The sequence below is a fragment of the Kitasatospora sp. NPDC007106 genome (assembly GCF_040634455.1).
In the GTDB taxonomy this organism is placed as follows: Bacteria; Actinomycetota; Actinomycetes; order Streptomycetales; family Streptomycetaceae; genus Kitasatospora; species Kitasatospora arboriphila.
In genome coordinates, this window is sequence record NZ_JBEYFP010000575.1 from 1 (window position 1) to 3883 (window position 3883).

At 77.2% G+C, this 3883-nt stretch carries 4 protein-coding genes; all 4 read right to left on the reverse strand.

The genetic code is table 11. The features are described 5' to 3' along the window. Positions 1-345: 345 nt before the first annotated feature. Positions 346-1215, reverse strand: coding sequence for a hypothetical protein (locus ABZ641_RS28660; RefSeq protein WP_344622811.1), 870 nt, complete (start codon positions 1213-1215; stop codon positions 346-348). A gap of 167 nt (positions 1216-1382) precedes the next feature. After that, complete coding sequence (locus ABZ641_RS28665) at positions 1383-1520, reverse strand: hypothetical protein (protein ID WP_344622812.1); 138 nt, start codon at positions 1518-1520, stop codon at positions 1383-1385. Next, positions 1517-2899: a TadA family conjugal transfer-associated ATPase gene (locus tag ABZ641_RS28670; RefSeq protein ID WP_344622813.1), complete on the reverse strand. Its 1383-nt coding sequence runs from the start codon at positions 2897-2899 to the stop codon at positions 1517-1519. The genes ABZ641_RS28665 and ABZ641_RS28670 overlap by 4 nt, the downstream gene beginning before the upstream one ends. Further along, positions 2896-3883 (reverse strand): septum site-determining protein Ssd (ssd, locus tag ABZ641_RS28675; RefSeq protein WP_359986348.1); only part of this gene is annotated, 988 nt, incomplete at its 5' end. The genes ABZ641_RS28670 and ssd, both read right to left, overlap by 4 nt.

Here is a 3883-nt window from a genome sequence, read left to right on the forward strand (position 1 = left end):
GAGGCGACGAAGACCGAGTCCTTCTCCGGCAGCAGGCCGACGAGCAGCACCGAGACGACGAGGACGGATCCCCGGCCCCGGCCACGAGACCCACCGCTCCGCCCACGGCGGCGGCCGTACCGAGGCCGACGGCCAGCGGCAAGCACCAGGCGCGGCCCGGCAGCCTGCGCGGCGGCCTCCGTGTTCGGCGGGAGCGGCGGCGGTCGCCGGGGCGAGGGCTGACACGATGGTTGGACAGACAGCGCTGCAGGCGCCGTCGGAGGTCGCGCCGCCGTGCCGGACCGGGCAGGAGTGCCGGCACCGCGAGGGCGGCTGACAGTGCGGCGGTCAGCGCGGTGAGGGCGGTCACCCGGCCACCGCCTCCCCCGAGGTGCCGGGGTGCGGCCGCCTCGGAGGTTCCCGGTGGTCCGCGCGTCGGCGGGTGAGTCCGCAGGGAGACCGCGCCGCACGCCGCCCACAGTCCTCGTCCGCTGCCCGGTCCGGGTCGGCCGGGGGACCGTCCTCGGCGGCCCTGACGATCCTGGCCGTCCAGAGCAGTCCCGTGGTCTCCAGCACGGCGCCGACGGCGAGGCAGGCCAGCCCTGCCGGCGTGTGCAGCAGTGTCGACAACGGGTGGGCACCGAGGGCCGTGCCGAGCAGGAGGGCGAACACGGGAAGCGCGGCCAGCAGCGCGACCGTCGCCCGGGAACCGGCCAGTTCACCGGCCACCTCCTCCGCGAGGGCGCGTTCGGACCGCAGGGCATCGCCGAGCTGGTCCAGGCCGGCCAGCAGACCTGTACCGCTGTCGGCGCTCACCTGCCAGCAGGCGGCCACGGCTGCGGCGCCGCGGCCTCCCGGCAGTTCGGCGACTAGGCGGAGGGCGGCGGGAACGTCGGCTCCGTAGCGGGCCGCCGCGAGCCGGGCGGACGGTTCGGCGCCGAGGCCGTACCGGAGTGCGGCCCCGCGGCCGATGACGGTCTGCAGGGCGTACTCGGCGGTGGCGCCGCTGCGGAGCTCGCCGACCAGGGCGGTGCACAGCTCGATCACGGCCGCCGCGCGACGGCGTGCCTCCTCGGCCGTCCGGCGCCGGGCGCGCAGTCGCCGCAGGGGCAGGATCCCGACGGCCGCGGCGAGGAACGGGACCGGGGACCGGGTGGCGTGGCCTGCCGCGATCCCGATCGGCAGCAGGACCAGTTCGGGGATCAGCCACCGCGGCCGTTGTCCGGCCGCCGTCATGCGCCGGGTGACTGCGTGCAGGGCCGCTCCGCTGCGCCCGGAAGGGTACCCGTCCGTGGTGCCGAGCAGTCGGTGGGCACGCCTGGGGCCGGCCCGGTGCCGCAGTGTGCCGCCCGGATGCGCGGCCGGCGGGCCGGCGAAGGCTGTCGTCCCTCTCGACGGCCCGCTCACGGCCGCCTCCGCTCACCGGATGCCGCCCGGTCGCGCTTCGGCCCGGCGACGGCCGATTCGAGCAGCCACCACGCCAGCCCGGCCGTCCCACAGAGCGCCAGGCCCCACAGGGCCTCCAGTTGGCGGAGCGTCATTCCGGCCTCCCCGCGAGGGCGACGCCGCGCTCGGCGCAGGCGTGCTGCAGTGCGGCCCAGCCCGGCCCGGTCGCGCACCGGCCGTCGGACCGGAAGAGCAGGGCGGGTCGGGTGGCGGTCAGGCCGCGGGCATCGCCCTCCACGGTGTGGAGTTCGGCGATCCGCCGCTGCCCGGTGGCCGGATCCCGGACGAGGTGGACGACCAGGTCGACGGCGGCCCGGAGCTGGCTGTGCAGCGAGAGCCGGTCGAGCCCGGCGAGCGATCCGAGCGCTTCGAGGCGGGCCGGCACATCGGCGGCCGCGTTGGCGTGGACGGTGCCGAACCCCCCGTCGTGTCCCGTGTTGAGTGCGGCGAGCAGGTCGACGACCTCGGCGCCGCGGACCTCACCGACGACCAGTCGGTCGGGGCGCATCCGCAGGGCCTGCCGGACGAGGTCGCGGAGGGTGAGCTCGCCCAGTCCTTCCTGATTCGGCGGGCGGCTCTGCAGACGCACCACGTGGGCGTGGTCGGGGCGGAGCTCAGCCGAGTCCTCGACGACGACGATCCGCTCGTCCGGTCCGACGAGTCCGAGCAGGGCGGCCAGCAGTGTCGTCTTGCCGGAGCCGGTGCCACCGCTGATGAGCAGCGACAACCGGGCACGGAGCACACCGCGGAGCAGGTCGGCCCCGGGCCCGGTGAGCGTGCCGCCGGCGACGAGTTCGTCCAGGGTGAACGGGCGCGCCCGGCAGATCCGCAGGGAGATGTGGGTACAGCCGCCGGCGGCGATGGGCGGCAGTACGGCGTGCAGCCGCGTGCCGTCGGGGAGGCGGGCGTCGACCCAGGGCATGGCGTCGTCGAGTCGGCGGCCCGCCGCGGTTGCCAGCCGGTGGGCGAGCCGCCGGACGGCCTCGCGGTCTGGGAAGCGCACCTCGGGTGCCCGTTGCAGACCGCGGCCGCAGTCGATCCACACGTCGTCAGGCCCGTTGACGAGCACGTCCGTCACCTCGGGGCGGTCGAGGAGCTCGTGGAGCGGACCGGCCCCGACCAGTTCGGCCTGGATCGCGCGCACGGTGTCGAGCACGTCGTCGCCGCCCAGGGTCGGCAGGTTGGCACGCAGTGCGGCGGCGACGGACCCGGTGGTGGGCAGGGCGCCGGTCTCGGCCAGGTGGAGGCGGACGGCGTCGAGCAGGGCTCCGCGGCCGTGCGCGGTGTCGTCCTGGGTCCGCTGGCCGACCGCTGCGGCGGGCCCGGGGCGGTGTCCGTCGGGGCGGAGGGCCGCGGCCGTCCGCAGTGAGCCACCGCCGCCGAGCCGAAGGGCGGTACCGAGGCGTCGGCGGTGCTGCGCGGGTTGGGCCCAGGGGCCGCCGGACAGCCGCCGACGCGGAAGACGATCGGTCATGACGCACCGCCCGCGGCGGCCACCGGCGGCATGACCTCGCTCAGGAAGCCGCTGCAGAAACGGGCGAGCGGGCCGCGTTCCCGCAGACCGGGCGGCATTCCGCGTTCGACGTCGAGGCCGAGCCCGGGCTCCGGCGGGAGCTCGCCGGCGAAGGCGAGCCGCAGGTTGCGGGCGATCTCGGCGGCGGGGAGGCCGACCGGGCCGGGCACGCGCACCACCGCACGCAGGTCGGTGAGCCGCATCCGGGCGGCCGCGGCCACGCGGTCCGCGGCGGCCAGGGCGCGCAGTTCGGCGGGCACCACGAGCAGGGCGGTGTCGATCTGCTCCAACGCCCGGGCGGCGGCGGGGTCGAGGTGGCGGGGCAGGTCGACCACCACCAGGCCGCCGCGGCGCCGTGCCGCGGCGAGCACGCTGCGCATCGCCTCCGGCGGGATGGCCAGGCAGTCGCTGCGGTCCCAGGAGAGAGCCCTGAGGCCCTGCAGTTCCGGCAGCGCGTCGGTGAGTTCGGCCCCGCCGATCCGCCCGCGGGAGCCGGCGAGATCAGGCCAGCGGAGCCCTTCGGCAGTCTCGCCGCCGAGCAGCACGTCGAGCCCTCCGCCGAGCGGGTCTGCGTCGACCAGCATGGTGCGGTGGCCGCTGCGGGCCGCGGTCACGGCGAGCGCGCAGGCCAGGGTGGAGGCGCCGGCACCGCCGCGGCCGCCGAGCACGCCGACGGTGAGCGCGGGCGGGCCGACGCCCTCCGCCGCGTCGGCGATCCGATCGAGCAGCCACGCCTGCGCGTCGGGCAGGAAGAGCACGTGCTCGGCGCCGAGGCGCACGGCCCGCACCCACACGCTGCCGTCGTCGAGGTCGAGCCCGAGCAGCAGCACGCCGGCTCGCCGGGGCAGCCCGGAGCACGACTCGGCGAGGTCGTCGCCGACGAGCACGAGCGGCGCGTCCTCCCAGAGCGCGCGCGGCGGTTCCGCGCGGGCCAGCTGCGGTTCG

Coding starts and splice junctions, on each gene's coding strand:
- ABZ641_RS28670 (WP_344622813.1), bottom strand. CDS start 2,899: ATGACCGATCGTCTTCCGCGTCGGCGGCTGTCCGGCGGCCCCTGGGCC.
- ABZ641_RS28665 (WP_344622812.1), bottom strand. CDS start 1,520: ATGACGCTCCGCCAACTGGAGGCCCTGTGGGGCCTGGCGCTCTGTGGG.
- ABZ641_RS28660 (WP_344622811.1), bottom strand. CDS start 1,215: ATGACGGCGGCCGGACAACGGCCGCGGTGGCTGATCCCCGAACTGGTC.